This is a genomic window from Serratia sp. JKS000199, assembly GCF_900215455.1.
Taxonomy (GTDB): Bacteria; Pseudomonadota; Gammaproteobacteria; order Enterobacterales; family Enterobacteriaceae; genus Serratia; species Serratia ureilytica.
Map to the genome: position 1 here is coordinate 1,891,154 of NZ_LT907843.1, position 16,210 is coordinate 1,907,363.

Sequence of the window (16,210 nt, forward strand, 5' to 3'; positions counted from 1 at the left end):
TCGATTCTTGAATGCGGTTCAAACTCAGGCGCGTTTTACCTATGGCTGTGGAGGAACTGCGTTTTTGACAAAATCCGCGACGTGGGGATTGATATTTTCCGCCTTGTGAATCAGAGCAACCTGATACGGGATCTGTTCTCCACTAAGCCGACAAAAAGAAACGTTTGCCCAGCCGCTTTTTTGCATGAATTCAGGGACCAGACTGACTCCTAATCCCGAAGCAACAAGGCCGACTATCGTTTCCATCTGCACGGCTCGCTGAACAACCTCAGGAGCAAATCCTGCCTTTTCGCAGGCCTCAATGATAGCGCGATAGAGACCTGGCCCTTCTTGCCCAGGAAACAATACCCACGGCTCCGTGGCCAAGGCAGAAAGCGAAAGAACGCCGCTTGTTCCGGCAGGATGTTTACTCGGCAAAACGGCAATCAGCGGGCAGCTAAAAAATGGATGGCAAGACAGTTTCGGTATGGCGTATTCAGGAACAGGTAAAACCGCAATGCCAATATCAATCGTGTCTTCCAAAAGGCTCGCAACCTGTCGCGCCGTCGTCATTTCTTTCAATTCAAGAACAACCTGCGGACAGGAAAAGTGAAAACGGGCGACCATTTCGGGAAGCAGATGTCTGACGGCGGAAGCGACAAAACCGATGCGCAAAGCCCCCGTCATTCCCTGGCCAGCGCGTCGTGTCAGTAACATCGACCGTTCCATCTGCATGAGCGTCGTAACCGCTTCCTTCTGCAACACTGCCCCTGCGGGAGTCAATGCCGTTATTCGATTGGTTCGCTCAAAAAGCCGGGTGCCCAAAACCTCTTCCATTTGACGGATCGCTTTTGTCAGCGGGGGTTGAGCCATATGCAAACGCTCGGCCGCTTTCCGGACATTCATTGTTTCCGCGACCACAAGAAATTGGCGGAGCTGACGCAGAGTAAGCATGTCGTGATACCTAAAATATATTAAGAAAGCGCCACAATAGTATTAGACACGTCAAGGGGAGCACATGAAGATGCTTCCTGTATATATTCGTGGAGCAGAAATAACAATGAACATACTCAGATCGTTGTCACTGACTTATCGAAACCTAAATACGTTGCTAGCCCTCCTTATCATGTCAGCGTCGTCAACGCTGGCTGCATCAAAAGAAAATGAAATCCCCACACCGGTAAATCGAACAGACAGATACATTTTGCTTGCGGGCGGAGAGCAACTGCACGTCAGGGAAGTCAGCCTGAAATCTGAGGGCAAACCTGTACTGCTGATTCATGGCGCACGGGTTCCCGGCCTGGCCTCTTTTGATTTGCCCGTCAAGGGCGGCTCTTTGGCTGCAGATCTGGCGTTAGCCGGTTTTCGGGTATATATCCTCGATCTGCGGGGATATGGGTTATCCAGCCGGCCGGCCGCGATGGACAGCCCTCCTAACCAGTCAGCGCCGTTGATCCGCACTGCGGACGCCATAACCGATATCGATCGCGCCGTGCAGGCTATTCAGGCATGGAGTCGAGCGCCCCGCATTAATATCCTGGGATGGGCGACGGGAGGGCACTGGGCGGGCGCTTATGCAACCCAATATCCACAGAATGTGGAACGGCTGGTGCTCTATAACACGCTTTATGGCGGAACCGCCCACCACCCGCTGCTGGGCCAGGGATCGCCGCTGGACGATCCTCAAAATCCCGGGCACTTCAACGCCGCCAAATTTGGCGGCTGGAGCCTCAACACGCGAGACAGTCTGTTTGTCGCCTGGGATAACAGCATTCCCGTGGCGGATAAAACACAGTGGCGTGATGAAACAGTTAAACGCGCTTACGGTGATGCCGCACTGGCATCGGACAATACCTCGCAGCGCAGAACGCCACACAGCTTCCGCGCACCGACCGGTGCAATGGCTGACAGCTTTGAACTGGCGATGGGCAGAAAACAGTGGTCCGCAACAGCCTTAACAACCGTTCCCGTATTGGTTGTTCGCTCGGGGCGGGATTTCTGGAGCCGGCCCGAGGATGTTGACGCCATCATGAAAGATGCCCCTTCAGCCGAAAAGCTGGTCATTCCTGAAGCGACACATTTTGTCCATCTCGATAGAGATAACGCCGGCAGACAACGCTTTCTCCAGGGCGTTGTCAGATTTCTGGCGCAGCCTCAGCCCAACGACGGCACTTGATCTTCCGGCAAATCGACAATCACCAGCGTGCCTTCGCTGCCCGGCAACACGCGGTGCGGCACGCCGGCCGCGGCCTGATACAGCTGACCGGCCCGCACCACCACTTCTTCCCCCGCCACCTGCAGCCGCAGGTGGCCGCTGATCACCAGCAACCCTTCGCTGTAATCATGCACTTCATCCGCAATGCTGCGCGCGTCCATCGCAGCACTTTGATATTGGCCGCACCGACGCGGCCCAGCACGGCAGAGCGCCAGGCCTCAGGCAGTTCGGCCGCCTGCTGGTTTAAATCGAACAGCATCGGAATCCCCCAGGCGCATGAAAAAAAGCACTCTAGCCCGATTCTGCGCCGCAGGGAAAGACGCTTTGGTTGCAGGTTATGACCGTTGGTTCTGAGGCGAGATGCGCCGGATGAACGCTTAAGGCAGCAGCGCCGCGGCCTCCCGATCGGCGATAATCAACAGGTCCGGATGCAGCATCAAAATGCTGGCGGGCACCCCGCTCTCCACCGGCCCGCTGACAATGCGCCGCAAAATGTCCGCTTTGTGCGAACCGTTGACGAGCAGCACCAGCTTTTTGGCGGCCATCACGCTTGCAGGCCCCAGGGTGACGTAATGATCGGGCAGCCATTCAGTGCGGCCGCCCACCTCTTTGAGCAAAATGTCCGCCAGATCCGGCCTGGCGGAAACCGGCACCCGACAGGTGCGGTCTTCGAAGGCGGTGGTGCCCGGCAGATTGCCGCAGAAATGCCCGTCCGCCCCGACGCCCATCACGATCGCATCCAGCCCGCCATCTTCGGCGATACGCCGATCGTGCTGCAGGTAGTTGTCCGAATTCAAGACGTGCAGTTGCCGCTCGGGGATCGCCGCCGGGCCAAAGAACATACGGTGCAGATTCTCCATGGTGACGCCATAGCCCGATCGGCCGGCGTAAGGAATTTCATCGAAATTATAGTAATGCGCGTTGGCGAATTCCGCGTGGCCCTTGACGCGCGGAGCCAACAACTCATACATCCGTTTAGGCGTCGAGCCGGCGGTGATAGCCAGATTGACGCGCTGCGGGCGCAGCATGTAACTCAACAACAGGCTGGCGGCCAGCTCACTCATTTCCTGGTAGTCATTAGCGACGACAAGTTTCATTCCCTTCTCCTTTTGCAAAAAAAAAAAACCTAACCGCCCATCCGGCCATGTTCGATGCCGGGAGAGAAGTTAGGTTTTGCCTGATCGCGTCAGTAACAATCCGTTTCTTGTCAGGTTATGGCGGCCAGGAATGAAATGCAAACCGCGTTGTGTGATGCAAGCCGCAATTGCGGCGATGCCTTTTTCGCGCCCTATACCGGCACGCGGCGGCTAATCTCCACCACCTGATCGCTGGGCAGGTAGTAATAATCCGTGACGTGCATGCCGTTGCGCACCATCAGCGCGAACAAGTTGCGCTGCCAGGATGGCAACCGGTCGTTCGCTTCGCGGCGCACCACGGTCTCGTGCCCGAGATAGTAGGTCGCCTCGTCGAAGTTCAGACCGGATTTCTGCGCCTCGACGTGCTGCAACAGCTGCGGGATGTTAGGCCGCTCCATAAAGCCATAGCTGGCCACGCCGCACCAAAAGCCCGGCGACAGCTCGCGCATCACCAAACGTTCAGCATTCGAGACCCGCGGCTCATTGACGATGGCAATGGTGAGCGCCAGCACGTTGGCGTGCAGCGAACCGTTACGCTTGACCTGCCATTTCATCACCGGCGGCGTCCCTTGCAGGCTGCGAGTCAGGAATACCGCGGTGCCCGGCACGCGCGGCACGGATTCGCGGCGGATTTTCTCCAGGAAATCCTCTACCGGCACTGTCGTTTCACCGAGGGTGCGCGCGGCCGCCAGCACCCCGCGATGCCAGATCAGCATCACGGTATAGACCGCGGCGGCCAACAGCAGCGGGATATAACCGCCCTGCAGTACTTTAGTCATGTTGGCCGTCAGGAAGCTCAAATCGACCACGAAGAAACCGCCCGCCGCCAACAGGCTGGCGATCGGCCCCCAGCGCCACACCTCGCGCATGGCGACGAACAGCAGGCCGGTGGTCATGATCATGGTCAACGAGACGGCGATGCCGTAGGCGGCGGCCAGATTGTCCGACGATTTAAAGAACACGGTCAGGAACAGCGTCACCACCATCAGCAGCCAGTTGATGGCGCCAATGTAGATCTGCCCGTAACTTTCCTCGGTGGTTTGCCTGACCCGCAGCCGCGGCAGCCACCCCAGTTGGATCGCCTGCCGGGTCATGGAAAACGCACCGCTGATGATCGCCTGGCTGGCGATGATCGTCGCCAGCGTGGCCAGGATCACCAGCGGGATCAGCAGCGCCGGCGGGCATAAACGGAAGAAGATGTTCTGCGTGACATCGGCGCCGCTCAGGATCAGCGCGGCCTGACCGGCGTAGTTAAGCAACAGGCTGGGAAAAACGATGCCGAACCAGGCCAGCCAAATCGGCCGTTTGCCGAAATGCCCCATGTCGGCATACAGCGCTTCGGCGCCGGTGACGCACAAAAACACGCCGCCCAGCACCAGGAAGCTGGTCAGTCCGTTGGAGAACAGGAAGTGAATGCCGTAGAGCGGGTTCAGCGCCAGCAAAACCGCCGGATGCTGGATGATACCCCACACGCCCAACGCAGCGATCGACAGGAACCACAGCGCCATGATCGGCCCGAACACGCGGCCGATGCGCGCGGTACCCAGCGGCTGAATGGCGAACAGACTGAGCAAAATCACCACCGCCGCCGGCAGAATATAGGGCTGCGACGCCGGCAGCACGATGTTCAGCCCTTCGAGGGCCGAGAGCACCGAAATGGCCGGCGTGATGGCGCCGTCGCCGTAAATGAGCGCGGCGCCGAACAGGCCGGCGAACAACACCAGCGGCCGGGATTTTCGCTTGCTGACCAGCAGCGACATCAGCGCCATGATGCCGCCCTCGCCGCGGTTGCCGATGCGCATGGCGAACATGGCGTATTTGAGAGAAGTGACGATCACCAGCGTCCAGAATATCAGCGACAGCAGGCCAAGGATCACCGGCGCTGAAGGCGCGTCGCCGGAGAGAAACAGCACGGTTTTCAGGGTGTACAGCGGGCTGGTGCCGATATCGCCGAACACCACGCCCAATGCGCCCAACGCCAGCGGCGCCAGCCCCGTCTTATTCACGGTTTCCGTATCATTGCCGACAGACATCTGCTCGCTCCTTGACGTTGCGCTGAGAGTGGGAATTATTGTCACTTTGTGGCCGTCGCGCCACGTGATCGGCAAGTTAAGCATAGCCGTCATCTTCGCCAGTGACAGCATCGCGCGTTGAAGCTTCAGCAATCATCGCCGGTGAGCAACGGTTTAAAAACGCCCACCCCGGAGGGCCTATTACTTTCCTGTTGGCGTGGCGTGCGTCGTGGGAAAGTGAAATGAACGTCCGGCTCCCCCCTGTTTCCGCCCGGCGTTACGCGAGCCGGCTCTCATCGGCTTCGCGGCGCAGCCACTGCCGCAGATTTTCGCCTTCCTGCGACAGCTCGCTATCCAGTCGAGCGCACAGGTAATAATCGCGGCCGTCGTCGATCGACAGCTCGAACATTTTGATCAACTCACCGCTTTCAAGGTACTGGGCGATTAACGGTTCACGCATCAACGCGCACCCTAACCCCGCCTGCACCGCCGCCAACGTCAACAATCCGTCCTCAAACATCGGGCCGATACTGCGCAGCGGACGCTTGACGCCGGCCTGCTGAAACCATTGCATCCAGGTATTGCGCTCCTCGTCGTGCAGCAGCGGCAGCGTCGCCAGCTGCTCCGGCGTATCGAGCAAACCATGCAGTTTACTGAATGCCCGGCTGCACACCGGCACCATTTTGCCGGACATCAGCTTCTCGCTGCGATAGCCGGTCCACTGCCCGACCCCAAAGCGGATCGACAGGTCGGCGGCGTCGCTCAGGTAATTGCGGTGGTTGGCGTAGACCACATTGATGTCGATATCCGGATTTTCGCGCAGGAAACCGCGCAGCCGCGGAATGAACCAACCCATGCCGAACAGCGGGATCAGGCTGATGGTCACCTGCCGCGACGCGGATTGCTCGCGCACGTGTTCGGTCGCCTGGCGCAGCACGTTGAACGCCGAGCGAATCGAACGGTAATACTCCCGCCCCTCGCTGCGCAGCACCAGGTTACGCCCCTGCCGTTCGGTCAACGGCATTTGCAAAAATGCCTCCAACGTTTTGAGTTGATGACTGACCGCCGAAGGCGAAATCATCAGCTCGTTAGCCGCCGCGCTGATGCCCCCCAGGCGCGCGATGGCTTCGAACGCCCGCACGGCGCGCAGCGGCGGATCGTTCGGCAGCATCGGCAATGGCTCATCGTACTGTTCTGTTTTTTTCATATATTGACTGTTTTTGGGAAATCGACACTGAAGGAATGGATTCAATATACATAAAAATCAACGCATTAAAATCACTCGTTTTTTGTATAAGAAAGTATTTTTCCGTATTTTACAATTTTTTTAAATTCTCTACTGTGACCCTCCTGACTCATTATCTCCGGACTCTCTCTATGGATACGCTGGTACAGCAAACCGTCAACGGTTTGATGCTCGGCAGCATCTATGCGCTGATCGCGCTCGGTTACACCATGGTGTACGGCATCCTGCGCATCATCAATTTCGCGCACGGCGACGTGCTGATGGTCGGTGCGCTGAGCGCGTTGTCGGCGATAAGCGTGTTGCAACACCACTTTCCCGCGTTACCACCGTACGCCACGCTGCTGCTGGCGGCCCTGTTCGCCATGGCGGTCTGCGCCATCACCTCGATGGCGATCGAGCGTCTCGCCTACCGCCGGTTGCGCAATGCACCGCGCCTGGCCCCGCTGATCAGCGGTATCGGCGTCTCGCTGCTGCTGCAAACCCTGGCGATGCTGATCTGGTCACGCAATCCCCTGATGTTTCCGCAGCTGCTGCCAATGACCCCCATCGCCCTGACCGCAGGCAGCGGCGGGCATGCGCCGGCGGTGATCACCGGCACGGCGATCGTCACGCTGGCGGTGGCCGTCGCGGTCATGGCCGGCTTATGGCTGCTGGTCGAACACAGCCGTTTCGGCCGCGCCATGCGCGCCACGGCGGAAAACCCGCAGGTCGCCGGCCTGATGGGCATCAGTCCTGACCGCATCATCGTTCTGACCTTCGCGCTCGGCGGCGCGCTGGCGGCGGTGGCCGGCATCATGATGGCCAGCAACTACGGCAACGCCGGTTTCTCGATGGGCTTTCTGCCGGGCATCAAGGCGTTTACCGCCGCCGTGCTCGGCGGCATCGGCAACCTGCGCGGCGCGATGCTCGGCGGATTGCTGCTGGGCCTGTTCGAATCGCTGGGCACCGGCTATCTCGGCGAGCTGACCGGCGGCGTGTTCGGCAGCAACTACCAGGACGTGTTCGCGTTTCTGGTGCTGATCGCCGTGCTGGTCTTCCGCCCCTCCGGGCTCTTGGGCGAACGCATCGCCACGCGCGCATAAGGACATCACCATGACCGTTTTGACTCCTCCCGTTCCTCTGGCCACGCCGCGCCGCGCCAGGCTGGGGCTGACGCTGTTCATTCTCGCGCTGCTGCTGGCGCCCTGGGTGGCGGGCGCCGCCGGGGGCAACTACTGGGTGCGGGTCGTCGACTTCGCCCTGCTGTACCTGATGCTGGCGCTCGGGCTGAACATCGTGGTGGGCATGACCGGGTTGTTGGACATGGGCTTTATCGCCTTTTACGCCGTCGGCGCCTATTTGGCCGCGCTGCTGTCGTCACCGCATCTGACACAGCAATTCCCGCTGCTGCTGCAGTGGTTCCCCGACGGGCTGCACCTGTCGATGCTGGGTCTGATCCCGCTGGCGGCGCTGCTGGCGGCGGCGTGCGGCATCCTGCTCGGCGCGCCGACGCTGCGGCTGCGCGGCGATTATCTGGCGATCGTCACGCTCGGTTTCGGCGAAATCGTGCGCATTCTGATGCGCAATCTGGATCGCCCGGTCAACCTCACCAACGGCCCCAAAGGCATTTCCGGCATTGACCCGGTCAGCCTGTTCGGCCTGAAGTTTTCCGGCATGCATGAGTGGTTCGGCGTGCGTTTTTCCGGCCTGTATCTCTATTACTACCTGTTCGCCGCCCTGCTGCTGGCGATCCTGTTTATCAGCCTGCGGCTGCAGAACTCGCGCATCGGCCGCGCGTGGACGGCGATCCGCGAAGACGAGGACGCCGCGCGGGCGATGGGCATCAACACCCGCAACTTCAAGCTGCTGGCCTTCGCCATCGGCGCCACCTTTGGCGGCGTGGCCGGCGCGCTGTTCGCCGCGTTTCAGGGCTTCGTGTCGCCGGAATCGTTCACCCTGCAGGAATCGATCGCCGTACTGGCGATGGTGGTGCTCGGCGGCATGGGGCACATCCCCGGCGTGATCCTGGGCGCGCTGCTGCTGGCCGCCCTGCCGGAGCTGCTGCGCAGCAGCATGGGGCCGCTGCAGCAGGCGCTGTTCGGCCAAGTGCTGATCGACCCGGAAATCATCCGCCAACTGTTTTACGGCCTGGCGCTGATCCTGGTGATGCTGTATCGCCCGGCGGGCCTGTGGCCGGCCCGCCACGCACGGGGGAACGCCGCATGACGCCGCTGCTCGCTTTACACCATATCAGCAAACGCTTCGGCGGCCTGACGGCGGTGGATGACGTCAGCATGAGCATCCGCCAGGGGGAAATCTACGGCCTGATTGGGCCGAACGGCGCCGGTAAGACCACCTGCTTCAACCTGATCACCGGCTTGTATCGCGCCGACGCGGGCGAGTTCCGCCTGGCGGGCCAGCGCTATAAGCCCCAGGCGATCGACAAAGTGGCGCAGGCCGGCATTGCCCGCACCTTCCAAAACCTGCGGTTGTTCAATGAAATGAGCGTGCTGGAAAACGTGATGGTCGGCTGCCACGTGCGCACCCGCAACGGCCTGTGGGCAGCGATCGCCCGGCACCGGCGCGCGAAAGAGGAGGAACAGGCGGTGCGCGATAAATCTCATGCGCTGCTGGAGTACGTCGGCATCAGCCAATTCGCCCATTACCGCGCCGGCGATCTCGCCTACGGCCATCAGCGGCGGCTGGAGATCGCCCGCGCGCTGGCGACCGAGCCCCGGTTGCTGGCGCTGGACGAACCGGCGGCCGGCATGAACGCCGGAGAAAAAGTGGCGCTGCGCGAACTGCTGCTGCGCATCCGCGACAGCGGCAAAACGCTGCTGCTGATCGAACACGACGTCAAGCTGGTGATGGGTCTGTGCGATCGGCTGACGGTGCTGGATTACGGCAAAGCGATCGCCGAAGGCGAACCGGCTCAGGTGCGGCGCGAACCGGCGGTCATTCAAGCCTATCTGGGAGGCGGCGCGCATGTCTGAAGCCCTGCTGAGCGTTAAACGACTCAAAGTGTCTTATGGCGGCATTCATGCGGTCAAAGGCATCGATTTCACGGTGAGCGCCGGCGAACAGGTGACGCTGATCGGCGCCAATGGCGCGGGCAAAACCTCGAGCCTGCGGGCGCTGACCGGCCTGCAGCCGTTTGAGGGCGACATCCTGTTCGACGGCCGTTCGATTCGCGGCATGCCGCCGCACCGCTTGCTGCAACAAGGGCTGGTGATGGTGCCGGAGGGACGCGGCATTTTCACCCGCCTGACGGTGCGAGAAAACCTGCAGCTGGGCGCCTATGCGCGGCGTGACGCATCGGCGGTGCGGCAAGATTTTGAACGCGTGTGCGCCACCTTCCCACGGCTGAGCGAGCGCCTGCATCAACCGGCCGGGCTGCTTTCCGGCGGTGAACAACAGATGGTGGCGATGGGCCGCGCGCTGCTCAGCCGCCCGCGGCTGCTGATATTGGACGAACCGTCGATGGGGCTGGCGCCGATTGTGGTGGAGGCCATTTTCTCGGTCATCAAGCAGTTAGCCCGTGACGGCGTCACGCTGCTGTTGGTCGAGCAGAACGCCCGCCTGGCGCTGGCGTCCACCGATCGCGCCTACGTATTGGACAGCGGCAGCCTGAGCCACAGCGGCCGCTCCGCCGACATGCTGGACGATGAAAAAATCAAACGGATCTATTTGGGTGAATAACCGTTGTTACCTTTAACCGCACCAGGAGTATGACATGCAGCAGAACATTCGCATCAAGCCGTTGGCGCTGGCCGCCATGACAATGATCCTGAGCCTCCCGGCGCTGGCGGACGACACCGTGTTGATCGGTCTTGCCGGGCCGCTGACCGGCCCTTCCGCGCGCATCGGCAAAGATCTCGAAAACGGCGCACGGCTGGCGATCGCCGACGCTAACGCACAGAAACCGACGCTGAACGGCAAACCGGTCACCTTCAAGCTGGTGTCCGAGGACGATCAGTCCGACCCGCGCACCGCCGTGGCCGTGGCGCAGCGTTTGGTCGACGAAGGCGTCGCCGGCGTGGTCGGCCACTGGAACACCGGCACCAGCATCCCGGCGGCGCGCATCTATCACGACGCCGGCATCGCTCAGGTGGCGCCGGTGGCGACCGGTCACGGCTACACGCAGCAAGGTTTTGACACCAGCTTTCGCGTGATGGGCCACGACGACGACGGCGGCAACTACGCCGGGCAATATGCGGTGAAGACGCTGAAAGCCAAGCGCATCGCAGTGATAGACGATCGCACCGCTTTCGGCCAGGGGCTGGCGGACGAGTTTATCAAATCGCTACAGGCCCAGGGCGTGCAGCCGGTCACCCGTGAGTATGTGGATGACAAGACCGTTGATTTCAGCGCCGTACTGACCACCGTCCGCAGTAAAAACGCCGATCTGATCTTCTTCGGCGGCGTGGATTCGCAGGCGGCGCCGCTGGCGCGCAAACTGAAACAGCTGGGCATGAACGCGCAGCTGATGGGCGCCGGCGGCTTCGTCAGCCAAACCTTCCTGACGCTGGCGCAGCGGGAAGGCGAAGGCGTCGTCGCGCTGGAGCCGGGGCTACCGCTGGAACAGATGCCGGGCGGCAAGGCGTTTGAACAAGCCTACCGCGATCGTTATCACACCCACATCGAACTGCATGCGCCCTTCGCCTACGACGCCACCCGGGTGCTGATCGCCGCCATTGAGCAAGCCGATTCGGCCAATCCGGCCGATTATCTGCCGAAACTGCGCGCCATACATTACCAGGGCGTCACCGGCGACATCGCCTTCGATGCGCAAGGCAACCTGCAACAGCCGAGCTTCACCCTGTACCGGGTGGTTGACGGCAAATGGCAGCCGCAAACCGTGTTGGGCGGCGCCAAACCACAATAAATCAAGAGGAGCAAGGCGATGAGCTGTGCAAAAAACGAATTGGGCATTTTAGCCCGCAGAAAGATCGAGGCGGAGATCATCAAGCCGATCTACCAGATTCTGGTGCGTGAAATCGGCAAGGCGCGCGCTCAGGCGGTGATCGGCGAAGCCATCGAGAATGCCGCCATCGAGGCGGGCAAACAGTTCGCCGCCCAGGAACCGAACGGCGCGGATCTGCGCAGCTTCGCCGCCTTGCAGTACCTGTGGGAAAAAGACGATGCGCTGCGCGTCGAAGTGATCAATCAGGACGCGCAGCACTTCGACTATAACGTCACCCGCTGCCGCTACGCCGAGATGTATCACGAGATGGGGTTGGGGGAGATCGGCCACCTGCTCTCCTGCGCTCGCGACAGTCAGTTTATCGTTGGCTATGCCCCTGACGTCGACCTGCAGCGCAGCCAGACCATCATGTCCGGCGCCCCCTGCTGCGATTTCCGCTACACCGCTAAAACGCCGGGAGAAGATCAATGACGTATCGAGTCAACGGCGAGCGCCTGTGGCAAAGCCTGCAGACGATGGCGCAGTTCGGCGCCATCGCCAATAACGGCGTCACCCGGCTGGCGCTGAGTGAAGAAGATCGGCAAGCGCGCGATCAGCTGCGCGCCTGGGCGCTGGAGGCGGGTTGCAGCGTACGCGTCGACAAAATGGGCAACATGTTCCTGCGGCGTGAAGGCGCTCGCCCCGAGCTGGCGCCGGTCGTCACCGGCTCGCACGGTGATTCGCAGCCCCGCGGCGGCCGTTTCGACGGCATCTACGGCGTGCTGGCCGGATTAGAGGTTATTCGTACCCTTAACGATCGGCAGATCGTCACCGAACGCCCGATCGAAGTGATCAACTGGACCAACGAAGAAGGCGCGCGCTTCGCGCCGGCGATGATCGCCTCGGGCGTGTTCGCCGGGGTATTCGACCTGGAATACGGCCTGACGCGCCGCGACGAGCACGGCGTCAGCCTCGGCGACGCGCTGGAGCGCATCGGCTACGCCGGCGAGTATCCGGTGGGCGGTACGCCGATCCATGCCGCCTTCGAGTTGCACATCGAACAGGGGCCGATTCTGGAAGCGGAGCATCTCGACATCGGCGTAGTCACCGCCGCACAAGGGCAGCGCTGGTATGAACTGGAGGTCGTCGGCTTCAGCGCCCATGCCGGCACCACGCCGATGGATCGGCGCCGCGACGCCCTGCTCGGCTTTGCGGCGCTGGTCACGGCGGTCAACCGCATCGGTTGGGATTTCGCGCCCGACGCTCGCGCCACGGTGGGCATGGCGCAAATCACCCCCAATTCGCGTAACGTGGTGCCGGGGCGCGTCTTTTTCAGCGTCGAATTCCGCCATCCGCAGGAGGCTATTCTGGCGCAGATGGAGCAGCGCCTACTGGCGGCGGTAAACGAGGTCAACGGCGGCGGCCTGGCCGCCCGGGCCGAGCGCATCTTCCAGTATCCCCCGGTCGCTTTCGATCGGGGCTGCATCGACAGCGTGCGTCACGCCGCGCAGGCATTGGGCTATCGCCATCGCGACATGATTTCCGGCGCCGGCCACGACGCCTGTTACCTTAATCGCGTCGCCCCGACCGCCATGATCTTCATTCCCTGCGTGGACGGCATCAGCCACAACGAGCGGGAAGATATCACCCCCGCCTGGGCCGCCGCCGGCGCCGATGTGTTGCTCAACGCCCTGCTGGCGCACGCCGACGCCTGATCCTCGCCCCGGTTTGGCGCCGGGGCAAAAAATATTCAACAAAACGGTTGAATATTAGCCTGCCTGATCTATATTCAACCATATGGTTGAATTATCTTCCTCACAGCTGGACGCCATTTTTCATGCGCTGGCCGATCCGACCCGCCGCTCGATGTTACGCGCGTTGGCCGGCGGTGAACGCAGCATCGGCGAACTGGCCGCGCCGTTGCAGATGTCGTTCGCCGGCGCCTCCAAGCACGTGAAAGCACTGGAACATGCGGGCCTGGTGCAACGCACCGTGCAAGGAAGAAACCATATCTGCCGGCTCGAACCCGAGCCTATGGCGCAGGCCATGCACTGGCTGCAAACCTATGAACATTTCTGGACTGAACGGCTGGATGCGCTCGAACAGGCGCTGCTGCAGCCCGAACAGCTTCCTCCCAAGGAGTGAACCATGAATGATTACGGCATGATTATCGAACCCGGCACGCTGCGCATCCAGCGGTTGCTGCCCGGCCCCATCGAGCGGGTGTGGGCTTACCTGACCGAATCCGACAAGCGCGCCACCTGGCTGGCGGCCGGCGCCATGAAGTTGGAAAACGGCGCGCCGCTGGAGCTGGAGTTTCGCAACTCCGATCTGGCGGGCGAGCACGAGCAACCGCCGGCCAAGTACAAACAGCATGGCGGCTGCGTCAGCAACCGCGGCCACATCACCTGCCTGTTCCCGCCGCGCCTGCTGAGCTTTACCTGGGCCGAACAGGAGCAGGGGCGCCCTTCCGAAGTGACCTTCGAGTTGACGGAACAGGGAAACGCGGTGCTGCTGACGGTCACCCACCGGCGCCTGGCTAACCGCGACGAGATGCTCAGCGTCGCCGGCGGCTGGCATACCCATCTGGATATTCTGCTGGATCGCCTGCACGATCGGGCGCCGCAGCCGTTCTGGAGCACCCATGCCCGGCTGGAAGAAGAGTACCGCGCCCGCCTGTAATTACGACTCGTCCCTGCGCCTGAACGCCAGATAACCGGCGATCAGCGTGAAACTGCCGACCAGCAACACCAGCAGGATAAAACCGTGGTGATTGCTGGCCAGCGGTATCCCTCCGACGTTCATGCCGAAAAAACCGGCGACGATGTTGATCGGCAACGCCAGCACGGTGATCACCGTCAGGGTGTAAAGCGTGCGGTTATTCTGCTCCATCAGTTTGGCGCCCAGCTCTTCCTGCAGCAGCCGAATGCGTTCGGTCAGGCTGGCGAGATCGTTCAACACCACGGTGAACTCTTCGGTAAACTGCCGCAGATCCTGCACCACCTCACGGCTCAGCCAGCTCGGCGGCCGGTTCAACAGGCGAAACAGCGCGGCCGGCTCCGGCGCCAACAGGCGCTGAAAGCGCAATAGCATGCGGCGCATGCGCCCCAGCTCGGCGCGGTTGCGTTTAACGCGGCTCGTCAGCAGACGATCCTCGATGGTATCGACATACTGGTTGGCCTGCCGCACCACCTGCTCCAGCACATCCTCCTGCTCTTCCAGCAGGTGCGCCAGCAGTTCGGTGGACGACGCCAGCTGCAGCGCCGTCAGGCGGCCCAGCAACCGCTCGATCAATCGCACCGGTTTATGACGCACGGTCACCACCAGCCCACGGCGGCAATACAGCCACAGCGTCGCCGTTTCCGGGTTGTTGTCTTCAGGGTGGAAGATCACGTCGTTGAGCACGGCGAACAGATCGTCGCCCTGCCGCTCGATGCGAGTAGTGTGGGAACCGTGGCGAATTTCGTGAAAGAAAAAATCGGAAATGGCGAAATGGTTTTTCAGCCACTTCTCCGCCGCCGCGTGGTTGAGATTGAGGTGCAGCCAGATAAAACCGTCGCCGGGCGACAACGTTTGGTAAGCCAGGCAAACCTGCTGCGAGTTCAGGCGCGCCGGCGGCTCGCCGGAGCGAAACGCATGGCCGTAGATCAGCCCGGTCACTTCATCATCAAAATCCAGCTTGTGCATCTTTTCCGCTGCCCTTTGCACCATAACGCCTTATCCTGCCTATTGCCGTTAGCCCAGATCGTCCACGCTGTTATAACAATCTTTATCGCTCGGCGTTAATGATTTTCAACGCTCTTGCTCATTAATATTTCCGTCATAAAAACGTCATTTCATTTTAAAAAGTTTTCATCCCTTGCCCGTTCAGCAACCGCACAATGGCTAAATGAATATAGCGGCTGATACCCTCCATCATGCAAGACACATTCATTTAAGGAACACGCTCAATAAGGAGACAACGACAATGAACAAGTTTATTACGGGCGGATGGAGCCAGTCTCTGGCTGGCCAACCGCATAAAGCGTTCGATGTCATGATGTACGGCATGGTAACCAACCTTGATGGATTAACCACAGGTACCTCAGCCCAGCCAGGATGGAGCCCGGAAAAACAAAGCAAACCCGATACGCTTCCCGGCTTTAACGGAAAGACGCTATGGGTTTACGGCGGCGGCGGATGCTCCCCGCAGCAAAAGCCGGCCAATGAGGATGAAGTGTTGAGGATCGTCGCGGCCACGGTCGATCGGGGCTGGGATGGCGTCGATTTTGATGACGAATGCAATATGAACACCGAACGGGTCATCGAAGCCATGAAACGGCTAAAAGAGGCCGGGAAAGAGACCAGCTTTGGTTTTATTGCCGGTTATTCTTACAACCACCCCAATACGGGAAATGGCAACAAGCTCAACGAGAAAGTCAGAAAAATCATTCAATCAGACCAATGCGACCGCTTTATCCATTACTGTTATGCGGCAGCGATGTGGAGCAATGACGATATTCTCGCTAATGTGATCCCGGCATTAAAACAATCGTTGGCGAACGGGGCCGAAAATAAAAAATGCATTCTGGCCCTGACGACCAAAGGATTGACCGACTGGAATTTAAATTACTTTATCGATCAGGTTTTGGACTTTAACCTTGGCGGATTATTTATTTGGAATTACGCTAACCTGACGGATGAGCACGATAAAATTATCCAGCGCCGGCTAGGCAATTAGCGCAGTTCGATTTGTCGCCG

General features: G+C 60.5%; 16 protein-coding genes and 1 pseudogene. 11 read left to right on the forward strand and 6 right to left on the reverse strand.

Features of this window, described 5'->3' with window-relative positions; genetic code table 11:
- Positions 1 to 39: 39 nt before the first annotated feature.
- Positions 40 to 933, reverse strand: a complete 894-nt coding sequence (locus tag CPH57_RS09070; RefSeq protein ID WP_046687103.1) for a LysR family transcriptional regulator — start codon at positions 931 to 933, stop codon at positions 40 to 42.
- Between the two features lie 64 nt (positions 934 to 997).
- Here CPH57_RS09070 and CPH57_RS09075 point away from each other — a divergent pair, with 64 nt between their 5' ends.
- Positions 998 to 2,155: an alpha/beta fold hydrolase gene (locus tag CPH57_RS09075; protein WP_197705153.1), complete on the forward strand. Its 1,158-nt coding sequence runs from the start codon at positions 998 to 1,000 to the stop codon at positions 2,153 to 2,155.
- Here the strand turns inward: CPH57_RS09075 and CPH57_RS09080 are convergent.
- The 4 genes and pseudogenes from CPH57_RS09080 to CPH57_RS09095 form a co-directional block, all read right to left on the reverse strand.
- A pseudogene (locus CPH57_RS09080) lies at positions 2,134 to 2,453 on the reverse strand (cupin domain-containing protein). The gene CPH57_RS09075 and the pseudogene CPH57_RS09080 sit on opposite strands and share 22 nt — an antisense overlap.
- Positions 2,454 to 2,571: 118 nt before the next feature.
- On the reverse strand, positions 2,572 to 3,291 hold the full coding sequence (locus tag CPH57_RS09085; RefSeq protein WP_033643180.1) for a glucosamine-6-phosphate deaminase: 720 nt from the start codon (positions 3,289 to 3,291) through the stop codon (positions 2,572 to 2,574).
- A gap of 191 nt (positions 3,292 to 3,482) precedes the next feature.
- Positions 3,483 to 5,363: a potassium transporter Kup gene (locus tag CPH57_RS09090; RefSeq protein WP_096242283.1), complete on the reverse strand. Its 1,881-nt coding sequence runs from the start codon at positions 5,361 to 5,363 to the stop codon at positions 3,483 to 3,485.
- A 256-nt stretch (positions 5,364 to 5,619) separates the two neighbouring features.
- Positions 5,620 to 6,549 carry a LysR substrate-binding domain-containing protein gene (locus CPH57_RS09095; protein WP_096242284.1) on the reverse strand — a complete coding sequence of 310 codons (930 nt, stop codon included), beginning with the start codon at positions 6,547 to 6,549 and terminating at the stop codon, positions 5,620 to 5,622.
- A gap of 170 nt (positions 6,550 to 6,719) precedes the next feature.
- On the opposite strand from CPH57_RS09095, the gene CPH57_RS09100 reads away from it, so the two are divergent.
- The 9 genes from CPH57_RS09100 (at position 6,720) to CPH57_RS09140 (ending at position 14,152) form a co-directional block, all read left to right on the forward strand.
- Positions 6,720 to 7,670: a branched-chain amino acid ABC transporter permease gene (locus CPH57_RS09100; protein WP_042784607.1), complete on the forward strand. Its 951-nt coding sequence runs from the start codon at positions 6,720 to 6,722 to the stop codon at positions 7,668 to 7,670.
- A gap of 10 nt (positions 7,671 to 7,680) precedes the next feature.
- Entirely contained in the window at positions 7,681 to 8,793 is a 1,113-nt protein-coding gene (locus CPH57_RS09105) for an ABC transporter ATP-binding protein (protein ID WP_033643184.1), read from the forward strand.
- Positions 8,790 to 9,560, forward strand: a complete 771-nt coding sequence (locus CPH57_RS09110) for an ABC transporter ATP-binding protein (protein WP_096242285.1) — start codon at positions 8,790 to 8,792, stop codon at positions 9,558 to 9,560. Before CPH57_RS09105 ends, CPH57_RS09110 begins: the two co-directional genes overlap by 4 nt.
- Entirely contained in the window at positions 9,553 to 10,266 is a 714-nt protein-coding gene (locus CPH57_RS09115) for an ABC transporter ATP-binding protein (protein ID WP_033643186.1), read from the forward strand. Before CPH57_RS09110 ends, CPH57_RS09115 begins: the two co-directional genes overlap by 8 nt.
- 76 nt (positions 10,267 to 10,342) lie before the next feature.
- Entirely contained in the window at positions 10,343 to 11,452 is a 1,110-nt protein-coding gene (locus CPH57_RS09120) for a branched-chain amino acid ABC transporter substrate-binding protein (protein ID WP_369825820.1), read from the forward strand.
- Between the two features lie 18 nt (positions 11,453 to 11,470).
- Entirely contained in the window at positions 11,471 to 11,962 is a 492-nt protein-coding gene (locus tag CPH57_RS09125) for an L-2-amino-thiazoline-4-carboxylic acid hydrolase (RefSeq protein ID WP_033643188.1), read from the forward strand.
- A complete protein-coding gene (locus CPH57_RS09130; RefSeq protein ID WP_096242286.1) occupies positions 11,959 to 13,185 on the forward strand; it encodes a Zn-dependent hydrolase in 1,227 nt (408 codons plus the stop codon). Before CPH57_RS09125 ends, CPH57_RS09130 begins: the two co-directional genes overlap by 4 nt.
- 82 nt (positions 13,186 to 13,267) lie before the next feature.
- Complete coding sequence (locus CPH57_RS09135; RefSeq protein WP_004938187.1) at positions 13,268 to 13,615, forward strand: helix-turn-helix transcriptional regulator; 348 nt, start codon at positions 13,268 to 13,270, stop codon at positions 13,613 to 13,615.
- A 3-nt stretch (positions 13,616 to 13,618) separates the two neighbouring features.
- Positions 13,619 to 14,152 carry an SRPBCC family protein gene (locus CPH57_RS09140; RefSeq protein ID WP_033643190.1) on the forward strand — a complete coding sequence of 178 codons (534 nt, stop codon included), beginning with the start codon at positions 13,619 to 13,621 and terminating at the stop codon, positions 14,150 to 14,152.
- Here CPH57_RS09140 and CPH57_RS09145 read toward each other — a convergent pair whose 3' ends face one another.
- Complete coding sequence (locus tag CPH57_RS09145) at positions 14,153 to 15,181, reverse strand: transporter (RefSeq protein ID WP_033643191.1); 1,029 nt, start codon at positions 15,179 to 15,181, stop codon at positions 14,153 to 14,155. It lies immediately after the preceding gene.
- Positions 15,182 to 15,437: 256 nt separating this feature from the next.
- On the opposite strand from CPH57_RS09145, the gene CPH57_RS09150 reads away from it, so the two are divergent.
- Positions 15,438 to 16,190: a hypothetical protein gene (locus CPH57_RS09150; RefSeq protein WP_096242287.1), complete on the forward strand. Its 753-nt coding sequence runs from the start codon at positions 15,438 to 15,440 to the stop codon at positions 16,188 to 16,190.
- Positions 16,191 to 16,210: the final 20 nt, after the last annotated feature.

Coding starts and splice junctions, on each gene's coding strand:
- CPH57_RS09070 (WP_046687103.1), bottom strand. CDS start 933: ATGCTTACTCTGCGTCAGCTCCGCCAATTTCTTGTGGTCGCGGAAACA.
- CPH57_RS09075 (WP_197705153.1), top strand. CDS start 998: ATGAAGATGCTTCCTGTATATATTCGTGGAGCAGAAATAACAATGAAC.
- CPH57_RS09085 (WP_033643180.1), bottom strand. CDS start 3,291: ATGAAACTTGTCGTCGCTAATGACTACCAGGAAATGAGTGAGCTGGCC.
- CPH57_RS09090 (WP_096242283.1), bottom strand. CDS start 5,363: ATGTCTGTCGGCAATGATACGGAAACCGTGAATAAGACGGGGCTGGCG.
- CPH57_RS09095 (WP_096242284.1), bottom strand. CDS start 6,549: ATGAAAAAAACAGAACAGTACGATGAGCCATTGCCGATGCTGCCGAAC.
- CPH57_RS09100 (WP_042784607.1), top strand. CDS start 6,720: ATGGATACGCTGGTACAGCAAACCGTCAACGGTTTGATGCTCGGCAGC.
- CPH57_RS09105 (WP_033643184.1), top strand. CDS start 7,681: ATGACCGTTTTGACTCCTCCCGTTCCTCTGGCCACGCCGCGCCGCGCC.
- CPH57_RS09110 (WP_096242285.1), top strand. CDS start 8,790: ATGACGCCGCTGCTCGCTTTACACCATATCAGCAAACGCTTCGGCGGC.
- CPH57_RS09115 (WP_033643186.1), top strand. CDS start 9,553: ATGTCTGAAGCCCTGCTGAGCGTTAAACGACTCAAAGTGTCTTATGGC.
- CPH57_RS09120 (WP_369825820.1), top strand. CDS start 10,343: ATGACAATGATCCTGAGCCTCCCGGCGCTGGCGGACGACACCGTGTTG.
- CPH57_RS09125 (WP_033643188.1), top strand. CDS start 11,471: ATGAGCTGTGCAAAAAACGAATTGGGCATTTTAGCCCGCAGAAAGATC.
- CPH57_RS09130 (WP_096242286.1), top strand. CDS start 11,959: ATGACGTATCGAGTCAACGGCGAGCGCCTGTGGCAAAGCCTGCAGACG.
- CPH57_RS09135 (WP_004938187.1), top strand. CDS start 13,268: ATGGTTGAATTATCTTCCTCACAGCTGGACGCCATTTTTCATGCGCTG.
- CPH57_RS09140 (WP_033643190.1), top strand. CDS start 13,619: ATGAATGATTACGGCATGATTATCGAACCCGGCACGCTGCGCATCCAG.
- CPH57_RS09145 (WP_033643191.1), bottom strand. CDS start 15,181: ATGGTGCAAAGGGCAGCGGAAAAGATGCACAAGCTGGATTTTGATGAT.
- CPH57_RS09150 (WP_096242287.1), top strand. CDS start 15,438: ATGAACAAGTTTATTACGGGCGGATGGAGCCAGTCTCTGGCTGGCCAA.